This is a genomic window from Micromonospora chokoriensis, from assembly GCF_000718555.1.
Classification (GTDB): Bacteria; Actinomycetota; Actinomycetes; order Mycobacteriales; family Micromonosporaceae; genus Micromonospora; species Micromonospora chokoriensis_B.
Genome location: NZ_JOAN01000008.1, coordinates 12,416 through 33,730, shown reverse-complemented (window position 1 = coordinate 33,730; position 21,315 = coordinate 12,416). Strand labels below are relative to the sequence as shown.

Annotated in this window: 22 protein-coding genes; 7 read left to right on the top strand and 15 right to left on the bottom strand. The window is 69.7% G+C overall.

The features are described 5' to 3' along the window. The first annotated feature begins 61 nt into the window (after nt 1-61). The gene (locus tag IF46_RS0112535) at nt 62-655 is read left to right on the top strand and encodes a CDP-alcohol phosphatidyltransferase family protein (protein WP_051723866.1); all 594 of its coding nucleotides are present in this window, start codon (nt 62-64) and stop codon (nt 653-655) included. Beyond that, nucleotides 652-1,122: a VTT domain-containing protein gene (locus IF46_RS0112530; RefSeq protein WP_051723865.1), complete on the top strand. Its 471-nt coding sequence runs from the start codon at nt 652-654 to the stop codon at nt 1,120-1,122. Before IF46_RS0112535 ends, IF46_RS0112530 begins: the two co-directional genes overlap by 4 nt. A gap of 373 nt (nt 1,123-1,495) precedes the next feature. Here IF46_RS0112530 and IF46_RS0112525 read toward each other — a convergent pair whose 3' ends face one another. Further along, a complete protein-coding gene (locus IF46_RS0112525; RefSeq protein WP_232234018.1) occupies nt 1,496-2,695 on the bottom strand; it encodes an MFS transporter in 1,200 nt (399 codons plus the stop codon). 44 nt (nt 2,696-2,739) lie between these two features. Next, nucleotides 2,740-3,621: a fructosamine kinase family protein gene (locus tag IF46_RS0112520; RefSeq protein ID WP_030488493.1), complete on the bottom strand. Its 882-nt coding sequence runs from the start codon at nt 3,619-3,621 to the stop codon at nt 2,740-2,742. Nucleotides 3,622-3,719: 98 nt separating this feature from the next. On the opposite strand from IF46_RS0112520, the gene IF46_RS0112515 reads away from it, so the two are divergent. Then, nucleotides 3,720-4,757, top strand: a complete 1,038-nt coding sequence (locus IF46_RS0112515; RefSeq protein ID WP_084597881.1) for a serine hydrolase domain-containing protein — start codon at nt 3,720-3,722, stop codon at nt 4,755-4,757. Nucleotides 4,758-4,885: 128 nt separating this feature from the next. Here IF46_RS0112515 and IF46_RS0112510 read toward each other — a convergent pair whose 3' ends face one another. From IF46_RS0112510 to IF46_RS0112500, 3 genes are all read right to left on the bottom strand, one after another. Next, a complete protein-coding gene (locus IF46_RS0112510) occupies nt 4,886-5,476 on the bottom strand; it encodes a DinB family protein (RefSeq protein ID WP_030488491.1) in 591 nt (196 codons plus the stop codon). 83 nt (nt 5,477-5,559) lie between these two features. Then, the gene (locus IF46_RS0112505) at nt 5,560-6,759 is read right to left on the bottom strand and encodes a cellulose binding domain-containing protein (RefSeq protein WP_030488490.1); all 1,200 of its coding nucleotides are present in this window, start codon (nt 6,757-6,759) and stop codon (nt 5,560-5,562) included. 225 nt (nt 6,760-6,984) lie between these two features. Beyond that, nucleotides 6,985-7,944, bottom strand: a complete 960-nt coding sequence (locus tag IF46_RS0112500; RefSeq protein ID WP_030488489.1) for a PaaX family transcriptional regulator C-terminal domain-containing protein — start codon at nt 7,942-7,944, stop codon at nt 6,985-6,987. Between the two features lie 94 nt (nt 7,945-8,038). On the opposite strand from IF46_RS0112500, the gene IF46_RS0112495 reads away from it, so the two are divergent. Both IF46_RS0112495 and IF46_RS0112490 read left to right on the top strand, forming a co-directional pair. After that, nucleotides 8,039-8,536, top strand: a complete 498-nt coding sequence (locus tag IF46_RS0112495) for a YcxB family protein (protein WP_030488488.1) — start codon at nt 8,039-8,041, stop codon at nt 8,534-8,536. A gap of 109 nt (nt 8,537-8,645) precedes the next feature. After that, nucleotides 8,646-9,020, top strand: coding sequence for a cupin domain-containing protein (locus tag IF46_RS0112490; RefSeq protein ID WP_030488487.1), 375 nt, complete (start codon nt 8,646-8,648; stop codon nt 9,018-9,020). A gap of 12 nt (nt 9,021-9,032) precedes the next feature. On the opposite strand, the gene IF46_RS0112485 is transcribed toward IF46_RS0112490, so the two are convergent. From IF46_RS0112485 to IF46_RS0112470, 4 genes are read right to left on the bottom strand one after another with little or no spacing between them, the layout of a single operon-like run. Continuing rightward, a complete protein-coding gene (locus IF46_RS0112485) occupies nt 9,033-9,932 on the bottom strand; it encodes a hypothetical protein (protein WP_030488486.1) in 900 nt (299 codons plus the stop codon). Further along, the gene (locus tag IF46_RS0112480) at nt 9,929-11,029 is read right to left on the bottom strand and encodes a hypothetical protein (protein ID WP_030488485.1); all 1,101 of its coding nucleotides are present in this window, start codon (nt 11,027-11,029) and stop codon (nt 9,929-9,931) included. Before IF46_RS0112480 ends, IF46_RS0112485 begins: the two co-directional genes overlap by 4 nt. Beyond that, entirely contained in the window at nt 11,026-11,472 is a 447-nt protein-coding gene (locus IF46_RS0112475; RefSeq protein ID WP_030488484.1) for a hypothetical protein, read from the bottom strand. The genes IF46_RS0112480 and IF46_RS0112475 overlap by 4 nt, the downstream gene beginning before the upstream one ends. After that, complete coding sequence (locus tag IF46_RS0112470) at nt 11,469-13,010, bottom strand: phenylacetate--CoA ligase family protein (protein WP_051723863.1); 1,542 nt, start codon at nt 13,008-13,010, stop codon at nt 11,469-11,471. Before IF46_RS0112470 ends, IF46_RS0112475 begins: the two co-directional genes overlap by 4 nt. Nucleotides 13,011-13,182: 172 nt before the next feature. Between IF46_RS0112470 and IF46_RS0112465 the strand changes: the two genes are divergently transcribed. Beyond that, the gene (locus IF46_RS0112465; protein WP_030488482.1) at nt 13,183-13,680 is read left to right on the top strand and encodes a hypothetical protein; all 498 of its coding nucleotides are present in this window, start codon (nt 13,183-13,185) and stop codon (nt 13,678-13,680) included. A gap of 58 nt (nt 13,681-13,738) precedes the next feature. Here the strand turns inward: IF46_RS0112465 and IF46_RS0112460 are convergent, their stop codons facing one another. The 6 genes from IF46_RS0112460 to IF46_RS0112435 form a co-directional block, all read right to left on the bottom strand. Continuing rightward, nucleotides 13,739-15,193: an alkaline phosphatase PhoX gene (locus tag IF46_RS0112460; protein WP_030488481.1), complete on the bottom strand. Its 1,455-nt coding sequence runs from the start codon at nt 15,191-15,193 to the stop codon at nt 13,739-13,741. Nucleotides 15,194-15,350: 157 nt separating this feature from the next. Beyond that, nucleotides 15,351-16,304 (bottom strand): hypothetical protein, encoded by a 954-nt coding sequence (locus IF46_RS0112455; protein WP_030488480.1) that lies wholly within the window; start codon nt 16,302-16,304, stop codon nt 15,351-15,353. 19 nt (nt 16,305-16,323) lie between these two features. After that, nucleotides 16,324-16,938 carry a VanZ family protein gene (locus IF46_RS0112450; RefSeq protein WP_030488479.1) on the bottom strand — a complete coding sequence of 205 codons (615 nt, stop codon included), beginning with the start codon at nt 16,936-16,938 and terminating at the stop codon, nt 16,324-16,326. Nucleotides 16,939-17,159: 221 nt separating this feature from the next. Further along, nucleotides 17,160-18,119: a hypothetical protein gene (locus IF46_RS0112445; RefSeq protein WP_030488478.1), complete on the bottom strand. Its 960-nt coding sequence runs from the start codon at nt 18,117-18,119 to the stop codon at nt 17,160-17,162. Between the two features lie 8 nt (nt 18,120-18,127). Further along, nucleotides 18,128-18,475, bottom strand: coding sequence for a PadR family transcriptional regulator (locus tag IF46_RS0112440; protein ID WP_030488477.1), 348 nt, complete (start codon nt 18,473-18,475; stop codon nt 18,128-18,130). A gap of 145 nt (nt 18,476-18,620) precedes the next feature. Then, a complete protein-coding gene (locus IF46_RS0112435; protein ID WP_030488476.1) occupies nt 18,621-20,096 on the bottom strand; it encodes an arabinofuranosidase catalytic domain-containing protein in 1,476 nt (491 codons plus the stop codon). A gap of 205 nt (nt 20,097-20,301) precedes the next feature. Between IF46_RS0112435 and IF46_RS0112430 the strand changes: the two genes are divergently transcribed. Next, complete coding sequence (locus IF46_RS0112430) at nt 20,302-21,315, top strand: LacI family DNA-binding transcriptional regulator (protein ID WP_030488475.1); 1,014 nt, start codon at nt 20,302-20,304, stop codon at nt 21,313-21,315.

Here is a 21,315-nt window from a genome sequence, read left to right as displayed (position 1 = left end):
CGCGACCAGGTCGGCACCTCGGCACGTTCCGCCGACACGCTCACCGCAGGACGCTGCAGAGGTGACTCTCGTCGACTCCCGCGCCGCCATCAACGTCGGCCCTTTTCGTACGGTCCCCAACTACATCACCGCCATCCGCACGGTCGCCGCTGTCACCGTCGGCATCGTCGCGCTCGTCGCCGGATCCGTGCCGTTGATGGCGGTATCGTACGGTATCTACTGGCTCGGTGACGTGCTCGACGGCTGGGCTGCCCGCCGGCTCGGACAGGAGACCCGGGCCGGTGCCGTCTTCGACATCGTCAGCGACCGCGCGTGCACCGCCGTACTCTGCGTGGGCCTGATCTCCCTCCTGCCCGACGTCGCGGTCGTGGCCCTGGTCTTTCTGCTCTCGTTCCTGGTGCTGGACACCATGCTGTCGCTGGCGTTCCTGTGCTGGCCCGTGCTCAGCCCCAACTACTTCCACCTGGTCGACCGGCGGGTTTGGGCGTTGAACTGGTCACCCCTGGCCAAGGTCGCCAACACCGCCGGGGTCGTCGGCGCCATCGCGTTCGGGCAGTACCAGCTCGCGCTGGGCGTCGCCGTGGCTGTCGTCGCGGTCAAGCTGTGGTCGGTCGCCGCGGTGCTCCGGCTGCTCGACCGGGACGGCCGGGCATGAGCAGCCTCGCCGAGGCGGCGGCGGGGCTCGGCTACGGACTCGCCTCGGCGCTCGTCCCACTCGTCAACGCCGAGGCGTACGCCCTGGTCGCCGGGGAACGTGGCGGCCACGCTCTGGTCGCCGTACTCGCTCTGGCGCTCGGGCAGACCGCCGGCAAACTGCTCCTGTTCGAATCCGCGCGTCGCGGAACGGGGCGGCTGGGCCGGAGGTTCGCGCAGCGGAGCAACACCCCTCGCGCGGCGACCCGGGCCGCCCGTTGGACCGGGCCGATCCGGCGCTGGCTCTCCCGCCGCCGGACCGCCCTGCCGACCGTGCTCGTCTCCGCGGCGGTCGGCGTGCCACCGCTGGCCGTGGTCAGCCTCGCCGCCGGCAGCGCAGGCGTTCGACGCTGGGAGTTCGCCGTCGCGTGCCTGCTCGGGCGGGTGACCCGTTTTGCACTCCTCCTCCTGCCAGCGGCGCTGGCCTGACCGCCCGTGGCTACGACCTGCCGCGATGTCGCAGCCACGGTGGTTGGCCATAGTGGTCGGCGATGTCGCGTAACCGCTGCTCGCCACGGCCCAGAGTGAAGCGATGCCCATCCGGATCGCGCACCACGAAGTCCCGCATGCCAGACGGGCTTCCAGCCGCGCGCGATGGTCGCGGAACAGCTTGCGGCGCTCCCCGTCGTCGGCATCGGCCAGGATGCGGCGGATGTCGGCGATGGGCATGTCCAGCGATCGGAGCAGGGCGATCGCCCGCGCGGCACCGGTCGATTCTGCGAGGCTGACCCGCGTCAGGGACAACTTGCCGTTTGGGCTCGCCGGTCTCGCCGCCGCAGTGACCGGATGCCTCGTGAAGCGATCAGCTAGCGGGCTTCGGGGTAGCAGAGGAAGCCGCGGAGCTGGTGGGGGCAGGGACGACGGTCGGCGCTGGCCCGGCGGAGCGGCTCCGACGCGTGTCCACGGCGAGCAGCGTGAGGGCGGCCAGCGTCAGCAGCCCGCCGGTGAGGGCCAGCGGACGTGCCCCCGAGGTGGGCAGGAGAGCCCCGCCGAGCAGTGATCCGCCGGCAATGCCGGCGTTGAAGGCGGTGCTGACGCCGGCCGACGCGATGTCGGTGCTGCCCGGGGCCAGGTGCAACGTCCGGTTCTGCACGGCCGAGCCGAACGCCGCGTACGCGAGGCCGAACCCGGCGAGGAGCGCGACCACACCGGGCCGGAGCGCGCCGAGCGCGTACAGGCCGAGCAGCGAGGCCGTGCCGATGCCCAGCGGCGTCAGCAGGGACGCGATCGGTCGGGCGTCCAGGGTCCGGGCCGCGGCCAGGGTGCCCACGACACCGGCCGCGCCGGAGACGAAGAGCAGCGGCGCCAGCACCGCGTCGGCGAAGCCGCTGACGTCGAGCAGGAACGGTGTGACGTAGGTCTGCAGGGTCATGAAGCCGCCGATGCCGAGGGCGGTGGCGATCAGCAGCACGGTGAAACCCCGGGCGTCCGGTGCGGTGCCCCGGGCGGCGCCGCCAGCGGCCGGCGGATAGGAGGGAAGGAGGATGACCACGGCGGCGGCGATCACCAGGCCGACCCCGGCCAGCACCGCGAACGCCACGCGCCAACCGGCTTGCTGCCCAAGCCACGTGCCGAGGGGTACGCCGAGCACCGGGGAGAGCGTGGCCCCGGTCGCGAACAGCGCCACCGCCCGGCCGCGCACCGCGACCGGGAAGGGCCCGATCACGGTCGCCGTGGCGATGGACCAGAACAACGCCTGGGCGAGGGCGGTCACCAGGCGGGCGCCGGCCAGCACGGCGTACGTCGACGCCAGCGCGGCGGCGGCGTTCGCGGCGGCGAACAGGAACATCGTGACGCCGAGCAGGTGCCGCCGGGGAATCCGCTGGGTCAGCCGGGCCAGCGGCACGGACGCCAACACGACCACGATGGCGTACCCGCTGACCAGCAGGCCCACCTGTGAGCGGGACCGGTCGAGATCGGGTGCGATGTGGGTCAGCAGGCCGACGGGCAGCAGCTCGGTGGTGATGAACGCGAACGCCGCGAGGGAGAGCGTGACGAGCACGGCCCTGGCCCTCTGGGGCGACACCTCCGGTGCCGTGGCGCTGGTCAGGATCGCGTCCGGAACGGGGCAAGGACGGCGCGGATCTGGTCGCCGGCACCCCAGTCGTCGTCGAACTGGGCCAGCACGGCGAGGTGTTGTCGTAGCTGGATGATCGGCATGCGGGCCTCCCAGTCACGGTCGAGCGAGGTCAGTTCCGCATAGACCGCGAACATCCGTCGTGCCTCGGGCGGGGGCGAGGTGGACCAGACGTGCGCGAGATCGACCTCCGCCCACATATACGACACGGCCGGGTCGATAAGCGCGGGCTGCCCGTCCGGGGTGGCCAGGATGTTCTGTGCCCACAGATCCCCGTGCGTCAGGCACGCCGGCCGGTCCGGCAGCAGGTCGGGCAGCCGGTCACAGAGCCGTTCCAGCGCCGCCCGGTCTTCCGCGTCGAGCGCCGCCTCGACGCGGGGCTGATCGAGCCACCGCAGCAGCCGGTGCTGTGCGAAGAAGGCGAAGCCGTCGTCGTTCCACGTATTGACCTGGCGGCGACGGCCCAGCCAGTTGTCGTGGTGCCAGCCGAAGCGAGGGTGGGTCGTGCTCAGATGCAGGTGGGCAAGCAGGTGTGCGCACTGCTCCCAGAAGACCTCGCTGCGCGGCCTCGCGCGCAACACCGACAACACCAGTAGGTCCCGATCCGCGAGGATCACCTCGGGTGTCGCCACACCACCGAGCGTGCGCAGGGCGGCCAGGCCCTCGGCCTCGGCGACGAAGACGTCGTCGGCTGGCGGGTCGGCGAAGCCCTTGACGAACACCGGCGGCGCGTCCCGACGGGTGGCGATGCCCGCGAGCGCCGCGAGCCCACCCGTCATCGGCTCCACCGCGATGACCTCAGGCATCCCAGCCAGGCGTAGACGTTGCAGCAGGGTCGTCGTCGAGCGCATCTGGACGCTCCTCAGGGCTGGCGTGCGAGTGGCCTGATCCTATGTGGCTCGTCGCGGCTCGGCGTTGGCGGTGGTATCGGTGTTGGACACTTCGGGGTATGAGTCTCGTGTCGGTGGATCAGCAGCGGCTGGAGCGGGTGGTCCGGGAGTTTGGCGCTCGGTGGACGAGTGCCGCCGCCGACATCGAGACCTACCTGGCAGGACAGGTCGCCGACACGAGTCACCGTGAGGTCGTCGGCCCACTGGTCGCCGCCAGTGGGGCCAGTGGCGTGGTCCGGGTCGGCGGCGGGGAGGTCGCGGTCTGGGGCGACCCGGACGTCCCGGAGATGGCGTTCAGCGTCACCAAGACGGTCGTGTCGGTGGTGGCCGGGCTGGCCTTCGACGACGGGCTGTTGGTGCCGGACCAGCCGGTGCACCAGGTCGTCGACGCTCCCGAGTTCCACGGGCCGCACAACGAGCGGATCACGTGGCGTCATCTGCTTCAGCAGTCGAGCCAGTGGGAGGGCGAGCTGTGGGGCAAACCGACGAGCGTTGACGCGCAGAGCTTCCGCGAGCGGACCGAGGTGCACGGCACGCCCCCGGGGGAGGGATGGGCGTACAACGACGTGCGGATGAACCTGCTCGCGTACGCGCTGACGCTGCTGTTCGGCAGGTCGCTGCCGGACGTGCTGCGGGAGCGGGTCATGGACCCGCTGGGCGCCTCCGACCGGTGGTCGTGGCACGGGTACCGGACCAGCGTCATCGACCTCGACCGCCGCCGGGTCGAGGTGGTCTCCGGTGGCGCGCACTGGGGTGGAGGGCTGGTTGTCCCAGCCCGGGACCTGGCCCTGATCGGGCAGCTCTTCCTGGACCGAGGAATCCATGCCGGCGCCCGGCTGCTGAGCGCCGAATGGGTCGACCAGTCCTGGGCCCCGTGCCCGGTCAAACCGGAGTACGGCTATCTGTGGTGGCTCAACGATGAGCAGGTGCCGTGGCCCGGGGCCCCGACGACGGGCCGCAGCGCCCGGGGCAACGGCGGACGACACCTGCTGTGGGTCGACCCGGCTCGTGACCTCGTCCTCGCCTCCCACTGGACCGAGGAGCCACTCGATCTGATCCGCGACGTGTCGCAGACCGTCACGAGCGCCACCGGTTGACCAGTCGTACGTCCTGGAGCTACGACAGGAATGAGTCGCGCAGACCGCGAAAGGTGTGTGCGACCCGTCGGTTGCTCAGGGGCGGTCGTGGACGAACCAGGCGTCACGTATGCCGGTCGTGTCTGCCGTCATGCGAAGTGGTCAGCCAGCTTGGTCAGCTTGGTGACGTACGCCGGCCAGTCGTAATCGTCGGGGATGTTGGTGTTGTCGCGCCGAAGGCCGACCGCCGTGTCGTGCTGTTCGCGCATGATGTCGGCGTGCCCGGCGTGGCGGGCGATGTCGCAGGTCACGTGGATGATGATTCGGTGCAGAGTCACGTCCTGCGCACCTGGCCGCCACCACGGCACCTGCCCTGGCGCGTCGAGTGGCAGCTCGTCGATCGTCTGGTCGGCGAACGCGCCGACACGGCGATAGAGGTCGATCAGCCCGTCCTTCGTCTCGTCCTCCCCGGCGTACCAGTCCGCCTGCGGGTCCTCGTCGTACGCCGCCATGGGGACCAACTCGTCGGGCGTCGGGAACTCGCGACCGAAGGTGAGCCCGAAGTAGCCGGCTTCGACGTTGAGGCAATGCTTGAGCGCGCCTAGCAGGTTGTTGCCGGTCGCGGTGCGGGGCAGCCTGACCTCGCGTTCGCTCAACCCGTCGAGCTTCCAGATGAGGTCTTCGCGGTTCTCCCGGAGGTAGTGGTGCAGCGCAGCTTTCACGTCGCTCAGATCAGCCATGCCGGCCAGTCTCTCCTATCCGCCGGGCCCGGGTGCGCCCTCGACGGGCCGGTGCCTGGGCACCGGCCCGCCGAGGGCTCGGTCTAGCTGCCGGTGCAGCTCGCGGTGGCGCCGCTGCCGCTACCGGTGCCCTGGAAACCGAAACTGGTGGCCTGGCCCGCGGCCAGTCGCCCGTTGTAGCTCTGGTTCGCCACGGTGATCGTGCCGCTGGTGCCGCTGCTGACCCCGTTCCACAGTGAGCTGACCGACGCGCCGCTCGGCAGGTTGAGCGTGACGCGCCAGCCGGTCAACGCGGCGGACCCTGCGGTGACGCTGACGTTGGCGACGAAGCCCCCGTTCCACTGGTCCGCAACGGCATAGACCGCGGTGCAGCCGGCGGTGGGCGGTGGGGTGGTGGGAGGTGGCGTGGTCGGCGGCGGCGTGGTGGGCGGCGTGCCGTCGTCGAGCGTCAGGTTCTTCTGTTGGATGCTCCACTGGGTGCGGCACAGACCGCAGTCCGAGCCGACGAAGTTGCGACCGGCGGTGGTGTCACCCTTCAGACGCCACTTGAAGTAGAGAGTTGCCACCCGGCCGAACTCGCCGCCGTTGGTCTGGTCGTAGGTGCCGCCATGCCCGACGTTCAGGTTGCCCATGAAGGCCGGCAGGCCGGACGGCAGCTTGCCCCAGTCGTCCATCGCATTCGGGTACGCGATGTCGCTGGGCCCGCCGACGAAGTAGGCGATCGGCTTGGTCAGTCTCCTGAGCTGGTAATCGTCGGCGTCGTTCAACAGGCCGCTGCTGAAGATGCCGGTCGTGGTCACGCGTGGGTCGTTCGAGACCGCGTACGCCTCCAAGCCTCCGCAGGAGAAGCCCGCGACGGCGACCTTGGAGGTGTCGATCTTGTTGTAGTACTTGCTGCCCTGCCGGGAGTTCTCCGCGACAGCCCAGTCGATGGACTGGGTCAGCATCTGGGAGTTGGTGGAGCCGGACGCGTTCGGGCCGCCGTTGGCGATGGCGAGGAAGCCGTGGGAGGCGATCTCGCGCAGGAAGTTGCCCTGGGAAAGGCCGTTGGCCGAGCAGCCGCCGTTGCCCCACACGACGATCGGGAGGCGTTCGGACGGGAGGGTCTGAGGTCGAAAGATTGTGTGGTTGGCCAGGGTGGCCGAGGTTTCGTAGTCGGCGGGGAAGGGGCCGGAACCGCCGATGGCGGCGGACGCCGGCGTCCCGCTGAGCGCCATGATCACGGAGGCGACCGGGACGATGGCCGCCGCCAGCCCGGCGTAGATCTTCGACTTCTTTCTCATTGACCCTCCAGCAAGATGTCACGGTGGTGGTGCTCCCGGCAGCGGCGGTCGTTCGTGCCCGACGACGGTGGCCAGCGCTAGCCACGGGGTCAGGTCGTCGTGGGCGTCGGCCGCCCGGCCGCGGTCGCCACAGGCGATCCGATGGGAGCTGGATGCAGTTACTATCACTGTCGCAATGAAAAGTGTCAATGTCTGCTCTAGCCTGACGGCCCGCTGCCGCCGTCGTCAGTCGGGCAGAGGCGGGGTGCCCTGGTCGCCGCGGGTCGGCTCCGGTCGCGAGGGATTTCTCGACGCCTGGAAGTGGGTGATCCACGAGGCGGCCTCCGGCCAGTGCGGCGTCGTCACCTCAACGAGCCGCGCCTGAGCGAGCGAGCCGAGCGCGGAGTGGATGTCCAGGAAGGTCTCCCTTGCCTCCTGACGGGGCCAGGGCGCCGGCAACAGGTGCGGCGGCAGGTCCGGGTCGATGTCGGCGAACTTCCGCCAGGAATCCATGGCGGAGGTACGAGCCACCAGCGCCCGGGCCGCGTCCACCTCCCCGTTGCGCGCGGCCGCCCGCAGCTCGGCGTACTGCTGAATGAAGCTTGAGTAGGCCGCGGCGAGAGCGGCCAGGTCGTATGCGGAGGCCGGGCCGTGTGGCCCGGCCTCCTCGTCGAACCGGACGTGCAGGACCGACCACCGCGCGCCTTGGACCTGGTGCAGCACCTCGCGCAGCGCCTCCCGCACCGGGGCGGCGTCGGATCCCGGCCGGATCCACACGCTGTCGTACAGGCCCACGAACCGCAGGGCGCTCAACGATCTGCGTACGGCGTGCCGGGACGCCTGGCCGGAGCTCGGGATCGAGAAGGACGCCAGCACCCATTCGCCGGTCCAGGGCGCTGGACGCGAGCCGAAGTTCAGGAAGTGTTGCATCCGGGACCGATGCTTGGCGATCGCCTGCGGCGTGAGGTGGTAGACCGGCGGCCGTCGGTTCCCCCGGGTGGCGATGAGACCACGTTTGACCAGCCGGGACAGCGCGGCGCGGGCACTGGCCTCGCTGACCCCGAACTCCCGCAGCATCGCGATGACCGCCGCCGACGGCAGGTCGGCAGCCGAGGAGTCGAGGTATTCACCGAGCAGGGTCGTCAGCAGATGCTGCGGGCTGGATCCGGACTGGGCCCGGGGAACTCGGACGTCGTCGGCGTTCACCTCACCAGACTGCCGCACCCTCCGGCGCACGGCTCGGCTGGTGGCGTGGGTGCAAGGCGCTGCCAGGGGCGGGTGGTGGCACTATCGTTCTGGCGTGCATATCCGTTTTGACGTCCCCGCCGACCCCGACTACCCGGGCCGGGTGGCCGCTGCGCTCGGCAGCGTTCGGCTGCGCCGGTTCGGCTACATCGGCGCGGTCCTGGCGGTGGTCGGGGTGATCGGTCTCGTCGTCTCGCGAGGGTTCGGGTGGGGCGAGCGGATCTCGTCGCTGTGGACGACGCTGCTCGTGGCCGGCGTGCTGTCGATGCTGTACCGGCCGTGGGTGCTGGCGCGGGCCCGACGCCGCTCCAGTGGCTACGCCGTCGAGGGCGGCTACGACATCACCGATGACAACATCATGATGCGCAGCGGCTCGGAGTCCGGCGGCATCGCCTGGGACGGGGTCACCCAGGTCAAGGACGTCCGGGACTTCTGGGTCGTGTACGTCGGCCGGATGCCGGCGACCGTGATCCCGCGCTGGCTGATGTCCGCCGAGGATGCCGAGGCACTGCGCGCCCACATGGCCGATCGAGGGCTGCTGCAAGATCGGTGAACTCCGGTGTCGGCATCCGGGCCCCGGACCGTCGGCGGCTACCTATTCTCGACAGGGATGCAGTAGATCGAAGAGATGCCGCCGCCCGGGCGGCTTACCGGAGGCCGTCATGAGCGACACGTTTCGACCCGAGGGCATCAGCCCCACTGCTGTGGAGTCAGCACCCGGGTTGTGGCGGGTCGATCTGCAACGGCATGACCTCAGCATTGCGGGGCGGGAGGTCATTCAGACCCGGGTCGAGTTCACCCCGGACTCGCCCCCGTTCAAGCACTTCCATCCGGGTGAGGAAATCATCTGCGTTCTGCAAGGGTCGCTGGAATATCGGCTTGAGGGTCAGCCTCCAGTGGTGTGCAAACCGGGTGACGCTCTGACCGTTCCATACGGTGTGCATCACCAGGCACGCAATGTGGGCGACGGCATTGCGGTCGAGTTGGCCACGTACGTCGTCGAGAAGGGGAAACCACTCCTCACCAAGGTCGAGTGAGTACGCCGGCGGCTACCCGCCAAGTCGGGCTGAGCGGACCGGTTCGGCGCGGGGTCGACCGACTCGGAACACCGCGAGCGGTTGACCACCGACCCGCTCGGCGAGCCGGCCGGCGGTGGCAGGGCAGTCGATGAGCTGGCTGAGTGGATGGACCGCCAGGCCATGTCGCGCGAGAGTCAGCCACGTACGCAGAAGACGCCGGCCTGCGGCGACGTGATCGTCGTCGTCGGCGAGGAGGACCAGGACGGTGCCGTCGTAGCGCAACAGGCCGCGGCCGCTGGCGGCCAGCAGCGCCGGCAGACCCAGTCGGCGGGTGACCGGGTACGCGCGCAGCGCGGCCGACAGGAACCGCGCCTCATACCCGGACAGGGCGAGCGCCCGGTCGGTGAGACCGTCGAGGTGGTATCGAGGATGGCGGGGGCGCAGCCGCAGCCAGTCCCGCAACTCGACCGCCACGGCCGGGGTGCTGAACAGCCACCGGTCGGCGACCGCCAGGTCCGATACGAGATCTCGGGTCGGGACGTGCACGATGCCGGGCCCGAGGTCGGCGAGGACGGCGGCGTCGATGTACCCGGGTGTGTAGGGGCCACGGGCGACGCGGCGAGCCTCGATGTCGGCGATCGTGAACGGAGTCGGGTACCGATTCGCTGCGGGGATCAGTCGTGGACCGGGTGCCGCGGTGACGGCGAGGCCGAGTTCGGCGGAGACGATGAGGCACGTCTCGACGAATGCGCCGATGCCGAGGGTCAGGTCGCGGCCGGTTGGGTCGGAGTCGGGCAGGCTGCGGGCCGGATCGACGCCGATGGTGATCTCGTCGGCGTGGTATTCCGGTCGCCATGGCTGCGTGTTGTGGGCGCTCGGTGCCCGGCGGCAGATCGCCTCGCTGGCCCGCAGTTGCTCGACCCAGCTCACGCCGTCGCCCCTTTCTCGTAGAAGGTGTACCCGTGTAGTGGCCGCCCGCCCGCCCGTCGGTACTGGGCGGCTGAGGCGACGTTCGTCCGCTCGACGAAGGTGCTGCGCAGGGTCCGGTAGCCGTTGCGCGCGAGGTTGCGGTGCAGCTCCCGGGAGAGCAGCGTCAGGTACCCGTTGCCCTGCTCGTCGGGGACGGTGCCCTTGATGATGAGGACGGCGTCCCGTCGGTATCGGCCCCGGGTGGCGAGGAGACGGAGCTGATTGAGTACGCCGAGCCGGCCGCCGACGCCCATCAGGTATTCGGAGATGTCCGGCACGGTGACGACGAACGCGACAGGTCGTCCGGCCTTCTCCAGCCAGAGCAGCAGCGCCTCGTCGAGCAGGAACGCGAGGCCGTCGGTCTGCTCGGCCAGCTGATCTGCGGAGATTTCGGTGTAGTAGCCCAACTGCGCGAAGCTCGCGTTGAGCATCCGACGCAGGATCGGCAGTTGGCTGCGCAGGTGCCACCGGGAGCCGTGCCGGATGACGAGCCGTTCGCTGCCGATCCGGGCATCGTCGAAGGCGAACCCGTGGTCGGCGCCGGCGGCCAGCGGCGCACCCGTGGCCGTGCCGTCGAGGTCGACCTGCCAGGTGTCGGCCTCGAAGCGCCGGTGGAAGCCGTGCCGCTCGTACATGTCCGGGTAGTAGCCCGGGTTCCACGCCGAGTCCACGAAGCCGCGGTCGGCGAAGCCGGAGGTGATCACCCCGCCGGTCTGGTTCGGCAGCAGCGCCACCGGCCCGAACAGCGGTCGGCCGTTGGCCCTGGTCTCGACCGCGTCCATGATGGCGGCGAACACGTCGTCGTCATCGACGAACTCGGTGTGCCCGAACAACTGCCGCGGGCCGACCTTGGCGTCGAAGGCTGCGCTGCGGTGGATGCTTGTGCGGCCGACGACCGCGCCACGTCGGTCGCGAACCAGGAACAGCTCCGCGGTACGGCGGTGGGTCGCGATGACCGACGACAACAGGGGTACGTACCGGTCGGTCGGGTGGAGCCGGAGCGGGAAGTCGATGAACGCCCGCAGGTCGGCCCGCGACTGCACGGGAGTCAGTCTCATCCGCGATGCACCGGTGGGCCGGACGTCTCCTGCGACAGCGGGGTGAACGTCGGTATGTGTGCCATGCCGTCCCCCTCAGCGCGCCAGATGCCGTTGCTGTAGCCCTCTGGCTCGGCGTTGTAGAGGCGGATGTAGCCGCCGGTCGCGTTCTTCGTGCCGTGATCGGTGACCCAACACATGAGGTCACGGTGGTGGCGGCTGCGAGCGAACCTCAGCAGCGCGTCACGGTCGCTGAAGAAGGCGATGGTGCCGAGCGTGAACGGGAACTGGTAATACACCGTGTGCCACCGGTACCCGTCCATCCGCCGCATCTGCCGGACCATCTTGTACCAGGTCCGGGTGAGCGTGAGGATCGAGCGCGGTCCGCGATAGCGGGTGGCGCCGACGAACATGGCGGTCGCCTGGCCCACCGGGGGAGCGGCGGAGAAGTCGGTGGTTCTCATGCCGCCACACCCTTTACCAGGTACACGTTCTTGATCTTTGAGGCGGCGTTGGCGAATGGGCCGGTGCCGTACTCGTGGACCTCCACCCGCAGGTCGGCTGCGGACGGGTCCTCGACGAGGGATTCGGCGAAGTCCCGGCTGACCTCGGCGAGGTGGCGCAGCACCCCCGAGCGGCAGGTGTCGGTGAGGGTTTGTCGCGCAGTCGGGCCGAGCACCACGCCCTCGCGAAGTTGCAGGTTGACGACCGGGCGGCTCTCCAGGTCAGCCTGCTCGGTCACCGCCAGGCAGAAGCTCTGCAGCAGGTGCGCCTGGGAGTTGTCCGTGTAGAGGCCGTACTCGACGTCCTGCGGATAGATGTTGGCCCCCATGTAGGAGATCGTGCTGTCCTTGCGTCCGAACAGGAACAGCAGTGGTAAGCGCATCCGGTCGACCCGCCAGGCGCGCTCCGCGGCGGCCCGCGCCGCCGGGTCGGCGATCGCCGCCAGAACATCCGGGTACGAGATCAGTCGGCCCTCGTCACCGATGTTGTAGCGAACCTTCGGATTGAGCACCGCCGTTGAGTTGATCGTGCAGAGCACCTCCTGGTCCGCTGTGGTCTCCAGGTAGGTCTCCAGAGGGTTGTACTGGAAGACCATCGGCAGCCGGTGCTCGTCGGCGCCGAGAAGGGCCGTCCGCAGCGCGGCATCGGTACGCAGTTGTCGGCGAACCCAGACACTGAAGTCGCTCTCCCCGGCCATGCCGATGGTGAGGTCGCTGGCCCCATAGCCGGAGCGCACCTTGACGAAGCGTTCCTCCAGGTAGTCGCGCAGCGCCTCGGTCATCCCCTCACCACCGACCAGACCGCTGATGCGGTAGTCGGCCCACGGGAAGTCCTCGGCGTCGAGCTGGTCGCGTAGGTGCTTGAGGAACGGCGGGTAGGCGGTGACGATGTAGTCGAAGCCGGGCCCGAAGTACAACAGCGTGTCGACGATCTTCCGCAGGTCCGGTCCGGTGTTCTTCACCATCGCGATGGTGGACATGGCGATTCCGGTGTTGGTTCCGGTGGCCCAGGCGCCCATCGAATAGGCGTTGATGACGAACCGCCGCTTCGACGGGAACACCATGGTGGCGTAGCCGGCCAGGTTCTTGTGCACCGAACGCAGCTCGCGGCGGCTGCGGATCCAGTTGAACGGCTGACCTGACGAGCCCGACGACTCGTCGACCACGCTGCCGGCGATCTCGATCTCGCCGTGTCGACAGCGCTGCGCCTCCGGGTACGCCTGCACGTACGACCGTTTGTCCGTGGGCGGGTACGACGACAGGTCGAACCACCGGAACCGCCACTGGTTGCGGCGCAGGAAGTCGCCGTACGCGGGCACGTCGATCGCGGCGAACTGGCAGGTCATCCACGCGTGCAGCCGGGCGAAGCGCCCCATGTACGGACGGTACTGACGGGCCATGAGCCGCCACACCGCCGGATGGATCCGGTAGAGGGTGTAGAGCCAGGTCAGGGCGAAGCTCGCGGCCCGTAGCGTCCACCGGCGAAGGAATGTCACCACGCGGGCCACACTATTGGCCGGTCGAGCCGGACGCCTGACGACGGGTACTCAGCCGTCCTGAGTATCCAGCCGGCCCCGCGCTCGACCCGCACTGACAACAGCGGCGGCGCGGTATGCGTTTGCCTCGACTGAGTGGCCGGGCACCCACTGGGTGGCGGTAGCCTCGGCCGTTATGAGCTGGCTGCCTGACGACTTCGTCCACCCGGTCCACGTGCCGGTGCCCGCCACCACGCTTCACCTGCGGCCGATTTGCGAGGCGGACACCCCGATCGACTACCCCGCGGTGATGGGCTCCCGAGAGCGCCTGTGGGAGATCTTCGGCCCGGCCTGGGGGTGGCCGAGCGAGACGATGACCTACGAAGAGGACCGCGTCGACCTGCTGCGGCACGAGAAGGAGATCGCCGCCCATCAGTCGTTCAACTACGCGTTGCTCGACGAGGAAGAGACGGCGATCCTCGGCTGTGTCTACATCGACCCGCCGGGGCGCGCCGGCGCCGACGGCGAGATCTCCTGGTGGGTGGTGGACGACCTGGTCGGCAGCGAGGTGGAGGCCGCGCTGGACGCGCTGGTGCCGCAGTGGATCGCCGCGCAGTGGCCGTTGCGACAGCCCCGCTATCTGGGCCGCGACATCACCTGGCACGACTGGCTCGCGTTGCCGCCCGTCTCCTGACGCCGATCGGGCCTGGTGGGGGCCGGGCGGGTCGCCTGGCCCCCACGTTCGGGCTCGGTCAGCCCAGGTACTTCTCCCACGGGCCGGTGATGGCCAGGGTGAGACCCGGGTCCTGCATGTTGACGAAGAGCACCTTGCCGTCAGCGGAGAAGGTCGGCCCGCAGAACTCCGAGTCGTTGAGCTGGTTGCGGGCGATCGCGTAGGTGGGGCCGCCCGGGATCGTGCTGAGCACGTGCGAGGCGCCCTTGCCGTCCTCGGCGAGCACGAGGCTTCCCCACGGGGTGACGGTCACGTTGTCCGGGCCGTCGAAGGTGAGGTCGGTGTACTTGACCGGCGACCCCTCCTCGGCGGCGGTCTGATGCGGGAAGTAGGTCACCAGCTGGATGGTCTGCGCCTTGTAGTTGTAGAACCAGACCATGCCGTCGTGCGGCGCGGCGTCGGCCGGCAGGTCACCCTCGTCCCACGCGAAGGAGTTGACCACGTACACGCCCTCGTCGGTGGCCCACACGCCTTCGAACTTGCGGCCGCGGGTGACCTGGCCGTCGGCGAACTGCTCGCGGACCGACTCGGTGCGCGCGTCGCGGTCCGGCACCTCGATCCAGCGGACCGGGAAGGGGCGGCCCAGCTGGGCGGAGGTCAGGTAGGCGACGTCCGGCAGCACCGAGCCGTCATCCATGATGATCTGCATCGCGGCGAGGACACCGGCGTTCGGTGCGAGGCGGGTGAGCACACCCGGGCCGAGCTTGACGCCGTGCGGCGCCGTCCACCGGTAGAAGAGGCCGTTGGGCTCGTCGGCGTCCTCGGAGAGGTAGATCCGGGTGCGGTCCTTGTCGATGGCCAGCGCCTCGTGGGAGTAGCGGCCCAGGCACTTGATCGGCTTCGGGTCCGCGCTGCCGTCGGCCCACACCTCGAAGACGTAGCCGTGGTCCTTCTGGTAGACGCCGGACCGGCCGCCCTCCTCCCACTTGTCGCCGGCCCGGTCCTCGGTCTCCTCGCAGCTGAGCCAGGTGCCCCAGGGCGTCGGCCCACCAGCGCAGTTGGAGATGGTGCCGGAGAGAGCGACGAACTCGCCCAGGTTGCGGCCCGCAAGGTCGGTCTTGATCACGGTGCAACCGCCGGCGTCGACCGCGCCCGGGTCGTAGACCGTTCCCTTGACGTGCGGCACGCCGAACTCGGCGCCCGGGTCGATCTCGTGGTTCTGGATCAGGGTGTAACGGCCGTGGCCGGCGTCGTACACGGCCATGCCGTCGTGGTCCGCCGGGGTCATGCCCTGGCCACGGTCGAGCCGGGTGACGCCGGTCCGGGTGACCACGGTGTAGCTGAAGCCCTTGGGCAGGGCCAGGATCCCCTTGGGGTCGTCCACCAGCGGCGGAAACGGCACGTGGCCGGCCTTGACCGGCGGGTGCGGCCGGCCGGGGCTGGCCTGCGCCAGGGACGGCAGGCCGCCCGCGACGGCAAGGCCGACGCCCGCGGCGGCGCTGCCAGCGAGGAAGGTACGACGAGAGGAAGGCAAGGGGATCAACTCCAGGTCAGGACAACTGCGACGTCTGGCAGCCAACTCCTGCGGACGGACAGCGACACGTCACCTATGGAATCGGGTGGTGACATCGGAGTTAAGAATCAGGGTCGCTCAGCGTCGCCGACCGGCCAGGCTCGACCTTGACGCTGCGTCAACTCTGTTGATAGTTGACCGCGGCGAACCCGCACGGCTGGTGCAGGTGCAGGTAGTAGGCGCCCTCGCCGACGTCGTGCAGGTCCGCGCCGCCGATCAGACCCAGGTAGTCCATCGGCTCTCCGCACCCGGGGCAGTCGGCGTGCTCGGCGTCCTGGATCCAGTCGGGTCGACCGCCCAGCGTCGAGCCGCCCTGACCCCAGGCGCTGGCCTGGTACGGGCTCGTTAGGGCCGGCCCCGCGACCGGAAGCAGTGCCGGCGGCTCCTCTGGGTCGGCGGCCACCCCCAGGTAGCTCGGAAGGGTGTTGTCAGCCCACCAGGTGGCGTCACCGGCCGGTGTAACCCGGCTGTACAACGTCGTGTAACAGGCGCAGAAGTGGCAGGTCTCGATGACCAGGCGACCGGACCAGCCGGTGTGTGCCAGCGCGGCGCCGACGGCGGGGTCGGTGGTGTCGAGGTCGGCGGCGACCCAGAGCGGTGACGCGCACCAGGGGCAGGCGGGCCGGTCTGCGGCAGCGGGTGCGTCCCGCATGACCCACCGGTACGCGATGTCAGCGCACAGGTCCCGTCGGTTGCCGTCCGGGTCGATCGTCCAACCGCCCTCGACCGCGTAGCTCAGGGCACCCACGTGCAGGTCGTCCGAGCCGGCTGGCGGGTGCGTCGACCAGCGACGCAGGGCGTTCTCGGCGAGCGGGTGAGCGGTGTGGGCCAGGATGAGCAGCAGGTGGTTGAGCCGGTCCGGCGTCCGCCCGCCGTCGATCTGCTCGATAACCCGGCCGACCACGTCGGCGTCGGCGGCTCGGTACAACGTCGCCGGCCACAGCACATCGAGGTCGAGCAGGATCCCGTGGTACGGCGACAATTTCTGCGGATCGGCGGCGGCGATCTCGCACAACTCCTCGACCGCGTCGCCGTCCTCGTCTGCCGCTCTCCTGATCAATTCCTCGATCACCAGCGGATGGTACAGCCGCTCAGCGCCTCGGTGCCGTGGCTGCCCGAGGTCGCCGATCCGCGGCCGCATCGGCCGCATCGGCCGCATCGGCCGGGTCGCGCCACCAGCGGCGGGACGCCAGCGCGGCCAGCCCAGCACCGGCGGCGTTGAGCAGGACGTCGTCCACCGACGACACCCGGTCCAGCCGCAGGACGTACTGCGCGGTCTCGACCAGAACCGAGCAGCCCGCCGCGAGGGCCAGGATCCGCGGCACCGACGCCAGCGCCGCGAACCGCAGCGGGGCGAAGAACCCCAGGGCCGCGAAGACCAGCAGGTTGCCGACGACCTGGACCGTCGCCGTCAACGGCCCGCCGTCGGCGAAGATCGTGAGCAGGTCGCGCAGCGGCACCAGGGTCACCCGACCCGAGACGACGCCGGCCTGCTCACCCGGCAACATGATCATCCACACCCAGGGGACCGTGCCGTAGACGATGCCGACGTCGGCCAGCGACGTCCGCCACGCCGAGCCGGTGCCGGCGGCACGTCGGCGGCGTGCCAGGGCCCACACCGCCAGCGCGGCCAACGGCAGGACGACCATCGTGATGAGGACGACGCCGTTGAACGTGCCGAACCAGCCGTGCCACCCCTTGATCATGTGCCCCCGCTCTCGCCCAGCCCCGAAACCTACCTGGCCCGGGTCGTCGGCGTTCGCCCGTTTGTGGCACCCGCGCGCCGGGGCCCATTGTGCTGATCGCCGCCCCATTTGTCGGTGCCGGGGACTAGGCCGGTGGGAGTTCGAGCGCGACCTGGCGACCGCAGCGGATCGTGCTCTGCCGCGGTCGCCGCTCGTCTGACCCAGATCTGGTGTTCAGTGCGTCACGAACTCATCGGTTCGCGTTGATGGGGGCTGCTCCTCGGGATGCGGCGACGGGCGAGGTGACCGATGCCAGTCATGGTGGCAGCGACCACCGCGATGAGGATTGCCAGCGGTAGCGGCTGACCGTCGAAGTGCTGCATCGCCGTGTTGACAAGCAGCGGGTCGGGGATGAGCCATCCGGTGAGGAAGCCGGTGAGTCCGACGCCGACCATGACGGCGGGCCGGTGGCGGCGGACCGCGAAGGCGGCGGCGACAGCGGCAGCGGCGGCGGCGAGGATCCCAATGACCGTCGGTACGGCGTCGAGAACGTAGACGCCGTGGCGTCCCCATTCTCCGGTGCCTTTCCAGGCGAGGATGCCGAGCGGGACGAGCGCCCACCAGAACAGGCGCGGCCGAGGCACGGTCCACCGCTCGCGGTCGGCGATCGCGAGCAGGACGAGGATCGAGACCGGTACGGCGTACGCGAAGAGCTGTTGGCCGAAGTTGGTGCCCATGTCGGCGCCGTTGAGCAGGTCGAGCACGAACCAACCGACGGTGAACGTCAGGAAGATCGCTTGCAGGGTGAGGGCGGTCCGGGTCGTGCCGCACAGCCAGGCGATCAGCGGTGCGAGGGGCAGCAGGCCGAGAACGACCAACTCCGGCCAATCGGAGATGACGGCCGGCATGTCGGTGGCGAGGACGGCGCCGGTGAACAGGTCCAGGGTGCCACCAGCGGGCTGGGTGCCGGCCGCGACGAGCAGGGAACTGAGCCCGGTGGTGAGGGCTGCGGTGGTGACGGGCGTGGTGAGACGCAGCCGGATCGCCAGGGCGATGATGTTCAGTGTCTCGTGCCGGCTCGGGTGTCGACGGCCGTCGTCGAGGTCTAGCAGCAGTCCGAGAAGCTCCTCGCCGCGGGCGGTGCGGTGCGTGGCTGGCAGCAGGCGCAGCAGTCGTCGGTATCGTCGTTCCAGAGGGCTCATGCCCGGGCTCATCCGACGGTCCCGAGACGCGGGGCGTTGCGGGCGGCACGCTTGTTGAGGCGTTCCTCGGCTAGCTGGACCGCGGCGGCCATCCGCCGGCTCTCAGCGCGGATGGCGTCTGCCCCCGCCTCGGTCAGTTTGTAGAAACGGCGCAACCGGCCCTTCTCCACCTCGTCGTGGTCGGGGGCGATGAGCCCTTGGGTGACGAGGCGGTCGAGGGCCCCGTAGAGGGTGCCGGCGCGTAACCGGATCCTGCCGTCGGTCATCTTGTCGACCTCCGTCACCACGGCGTAGCCGTGCCGGGGTTGGTCGGCGAGAGCGGAGAGGATCAGGAACGTCTGCTCACTGATGTCCATGGAAAATATATATCGCAGAGCGATATATATAGCAACGACATCGCGCGATGAAGTGGTGGGGCCGTCATCGGTGCAGAGAGGTCGCCGGTCGTGCCGCCCTCGTGGACCTAGTGGGGGCGGCGCGACCGATCAAGCCTGCGGTGGGTCAGCTACGCGTGGCCCACTGTTGGTTGGTGCCGCCGTTGCAGGCCCAGAGGATGAGTTTGGTGCCGTTGGCGGTGGCGGCGCCGTTGGCGTCGAGGCAGAGCCCGGATTGGACGCCGGTGATGGTGCCGTTGGAGTTGAGGTTCCACTGTTGGTTGGTGCCGCCGTGGCAGTCCCAGATGATGGCTTGGGTGCCGTTTGTGGTGCCTTGGCCGAAGGCGTCGAGGCACTTGTTGCCAAGCACCTGGAGTTGTTTGCCGGCGGTGTAGGTCCAGCGCTGCGCGGTGTTGCCGAGGCAGTCCCAGAGTTGGACCTGGGTGCCGTTGGTGGTGGTGCCGTTCGGTACGTCGATGCAGCGGCTGGACTGGCCGCCGACGACCTGGACGTTCTGCTGCGGGTTGCCGCCGCCGACTGGCGCGTAGGCGGCGGCGTTGATGTTGGCCTGGACGGCGTTCTCGGTGGCCGCCGTCGGGTAGCCGGAGGTCAACACGCCCTCGAAGAAGGTGCCGCGGCCGGTGATGCTGTTGTCGCCGCCGATGCCGAGCAGGATCGCGCCTTCCTTCTTCATCGGGTGGTAGCCGTTGGGGCGGGGCCCGTCGAAGTAGGTCGTCAGGCTGCCCGACTGGGCGTTCCCGCCCCGGATCGCCCAGTGGTTCGGCTCGCCCTTGACCATGGCGGTGACGAAGCGGTGGTTGATGGACGCGATGTTGTTGTAACCCGCGTTCACCCCGGAGAAGAGCCCCCACTCCAGGTCGGCCATGATCCAGGGGCCCGCCCCCGCGCCGTATCCCCACTGCTTGTTGGCACCGAAGTAGACCGTCTCCATGATGGCGCGTTCGTCGGCGAGGCTGTTGGTCTGCGCGTTGCCGTAGTCGAAGCAGCACCACTGGTTGTAGTGCGTGCCGTCGACGACCGCGTAGATGCCCTCGGGCTGGTCGCCGGTCGCGACACCGTTGGTGTTGTTGTTGCGGTAGCCGGTGCCGGGGGCGATGTAGACGCCGTACGCCTTCTGCCCGCCTACGGTGACCGGCGCCGCCTTCGCGTCGGCGAGGTTGTCCCAGCCGCCTGGGGCGGGGCCGGCGAAGCCGCCCGGGGGCGCCTGGGTGAGGCGGTTGTTGCGGCCGGACTGGTCGTAGATGATCGTGATGACGCAGTTGGTGTTGGCGCAGAAGGTGTCCTGGGTGGCGGCGTTGGCGTAGCCGCCTTCGCTGAGCACGCCGACGTCGCGGGTGGTGTTGTCCGACGAGCGTCGGACCTGGTAGAGCGGGCCGTTGTACGCGCCGTAGAGGGCACGGGTGGTGCTGTGCGCGGCCACGCAGGGCGTGCCACCGGTGGCGTAGATGTCACATGGTCCGGTGCCGGCGGCGTGGGCGACGCCCGGCGCGTCCGAGACCACGTAGACGCCAGCGCCGACGACGAGGACCAACAGGGTCCCCGCGGCGGACAGCAGGCGACCCAGCTTTCTCTTCACATTCATCGGATCCTTTCCGGTACGTGGTGGAGGTGCGATGTGGCGGTGAATTTGACGTCACACGTCATACCTGTGACATTAATGGCCGTCCATCTATTAGCGCTAGTTGGCAGGCGTTGGTCATCGATCAACGAGCCCGAGGACGGATATGCTGATCGGCGGAGCAAGGTGCGTCCCCGTGTCGGGGCAAAAATCGATTCGAGGGCGATTGATGAACATCGGGGAGATCGCTCGCCGGGCGGGGGTGTCCCGCAGCACCGTGTCCTACGTGCTCAGCGGGAAACGCAGCGTTTCCGAGGCGACCCGGCAACGGATCCAGTCGGTCATCGACGAGTTGGACTACCGGCCGAACGCCAGCGCCCGGGCTCTGAAGGAGGGGCGCACCCGCACCCTCGGGCTGGTCATCCCGCCGGCGAGCCAGCGGTTGACCGACATGCAGCTGGGCTTCGTCGCCAGCGTCGTCGAGGCCGCAGCCCGCCATGATCTCGATGTGCTGCTGTCCCCTTCCGGTGGCGACCATGACCGGTCGTTCGAGCGGATCGTCACCGGTCGTCGGGTGGACGGCGTGGTCCTCATGGAGATTCGCTTGGCGGACGACCGGGTGGTTCGGCTGGCCAAGGCCGGCCTGCCGTTCGTCACGATCGGTCGGACCGCCGAGCCGCACGGGATGAGCTGGATCGACATCGACTACGCCGGGCTGATCGGCCGGTGCGTGCAGCACCTGGCCGATCTGGGGCATCAGCACGTGGCCCTCGTGAACCGGTCCGCCGAGTTGGTGGCCGCGGGATACGGCCCCAGCCATCGAGCGCTGGCGGGGTTTCGTGCGGCGGCGGTGGAGCGGGGCCTTACCGGTGTGGAGGTCTGCTGCGGCGACGACACGGCCTCCGGCGAGGCGTGTATGGAGCAGTTGCTCGCGACGCACCCGGAGGTCACGGCGGTGGCCACCATCAACGAGGCCGCGCTGCCCGGAATGCAGCGGGCGCTGACCAGCGCCGGGTTGTCGGTGCCACGCGACTTCTCCGTCACCGGGGTCGCCGCGCAGCACTGGGCGGAGGATTTCCGCCCGCCGCTGACCGCCGCCGACGTGCCGATGGTCGAGATGGGCGCCGAGGCGGTGTCGCTGCTGCTGGAGATCATCGCGGCTCCCGACGCCGTGCCGCGACACCGCCTGTACACGCCACCCATCTCGCTGCGCTCCAGCACCGGCCCGGTCCGGTCACGCTGA

Bases quoted from the DNA above. Each gene is read 5' to 3' on its own strand.
- IF46_RS0112530 (WP_051723865.1), top strand. From the start codon at position 652: ATGAGCAGCCTCGCCGAGGCGGCGGCGGGGCTCGGCTACGGACTCGCC.
- IF46_RS0112520 (WP_030488493.1), bottom strand. From the start codon at position 3,621: ATGCGCTCGACGACGACCCTGCTGCAACGTCTACGCCTGGCTGGGATG.
- IF46_RS0112515 (WP_084597881.1), top strand. From the start codon at position 3,720: ATGAGTCTCGTGTCGGTGGATCAGCAGCGGCTGGAGCGGGTGGTCCGG.
- IF46_RS0112510 (WP_030488491.1), bottom strand. From the start codon at position 5,476: ATGGCTGATCTGAGCGACGTGAAAGCTGCGCTGCACCACTACCTCCGG.
- IF46_RS0112505 (WP_030488490.1), bottom strand. From the start codon at position 6,759: ATGAGAAAGAAGTCGAAGATCTACGCCGGGCTGGCGGCGGCCATCGTC.
- IF46_RS0112490 (WP_030488487.1), top strand. From the start codon at position 8,646: ATGAGCGACACGTTTCGACCCGAGGGCATCAGCCCCACTGCTGTGGAG.
- IF46_RS0112480 (WP_030488485.1), bottom strand. From the start codon at position 11,029: ATGAGACTGACTCCCGTGCAGTCGCGGGCCGACCTGCGGGCGTTCATC.
- IF46_RS0112475 (WP_030488484.1), bottom strand. From the start codon at position 11,472: ATGAGAACCACCGACTTCTCCGCCGCTCCCCCGGTGGGCCAGGCGACC.
- IF46_RS0112465 (WP_030488482.1), top strand. From the start codon at position 13,183: ATGAGCTGGCTGCCTGACGACTTCGTCCACCCGGTCCACGTGCCGGTG.
- IF46_RS0112450 (WP_030488479.1), bottom strand. From the start codon at position 16,938: ATGATCAAGGGGTGGCACGGCTGGTTCGGCACGTTCAACGGCGTCGTC.
- IF46_RS0112445 (WP_030488478.1), bottom strand. From the start codon at position 18,119: ATGAGCCCTCTGGAACGACGATACCGACGACTGCTGCGCCTGCTGCCA.
- IF46_RS0112440 (WP_030488477.1), bottom strand. From the start codon at position 18,475: ATGGACATCAGTGAGCAGACGTTCCTGATCCTCTCCGCTCTCGCCGAC.
- IF46_RS0112435 (WP_030488476.1), bottom strand. From the start codon at position 20,096: ATGAATGTGAAGAGAAAGCTGGGTCGCCTGCTGTCCGCCGCGGGGACC.
- IF46_RS0112430 (WP_030488475.1), top strand. From the start codon at position 20,302: ATGAACATCGGGGAGATCGCTCGCCGGGCGGGGGTGTCCCGCAGCACC.